This window comes from Gordonibacter pamelaeae 7-10-1-b (assembly GCF_000210055.1).
In the GTDB taxonomy this organism is placed as follows: domain Bacteria; phylum Actinomycetota; class Coriobacteriia; order Coriobacteriales; family Eggerthellaceae; genus Gordonibacter; species Gordonibacter pamelaeae.
In genome coordinates, this window is the sequence record NC_021021.1 from 3,186,721 (window position 1) to 3,187,547 (window position 827).

At 61.7% G+C, this 827-nt stretch carries 1 protein-coding gene; it reads left to right on the forward strand.

Annotated elements, in window-relative coordinates; all coding sequences use genetic code 11:
• Positions 1-350 (forward strand): Rossmann-like domain-containing protein (locus GPA_RS14630; protein ID WP_041239722.1); only part of this gene is annotated, 350 nt, incomplete at its 5' end.
• Between the last annotated feature and the right edge of the window lie 477 nt (positions 351-827).

Genomic DNA, 827 nt, shown 5'->3' on the forward strand with positions numbered 1-827 from the left:
CCGAGTACGCCGACCTCACCGTGCTGGAGCGCAACTGCACGCAGGCCCTCGACACGCCCGACCCCGCCTGCGAGTACGTGCTGCCGAAAAGCGACTACACGTTCATCACCGGCGTCACCATCATCAACAAGACGGCCCCGCGCCTGCTCGACCTCACGAAGAACGGCACCACCGTCATGGTGGGCCCCAGCGTGGTCATGTCGCCCTTCCTGTTCGACTGGGGCGTGGAGATGCTGGCCGGCAGCGTGGTGGCCGACCCGGACAAGGCCCGCTTCGCCGTCCAGAACGGCGCCGGCCAGTTCTTCGGCGAGGCGCTGCAGATGATGTCCATCACCCGGCCAGGGGCGTAGACGGATCAGACCCACCCCTCGGCGAAGCCCATCGCCAGGCAAATGAAAAAATCATGCACACATGCACAGCCACCGAACGGATGTTTCACGTGAAACATCCGTTCCGTATTTCGGTCGGCAGCCTTTATATTGGGAGAGCCGTCCAGGGCATCGGAAACCGCCCCTCTCCTCCATCGTTCACACTGCCCACCCGTTTTCCTGATCCTCGATTTATATATTCCCAATTGATAATATTCATTTTTTAGGATATATTGTTTCAAGTATTATTCTTATTACAGGTTATAGGGGGCGGGAACGATCGGGGCTCTTGAGCAGACCTTCAGGGGGGATGAGGGCGCCTCTGATGCTGGAAGCATCAGAGGCGCCGAGGGGGCACCCCCTCGGCGCGCGGACGAAGCCGCCCGCCACGCCACGTGCGACGCCTCTCGCGAAACCTCCCGCGACGATGCCCACGCCGCCCGGTGCGCCTCGCGCAAC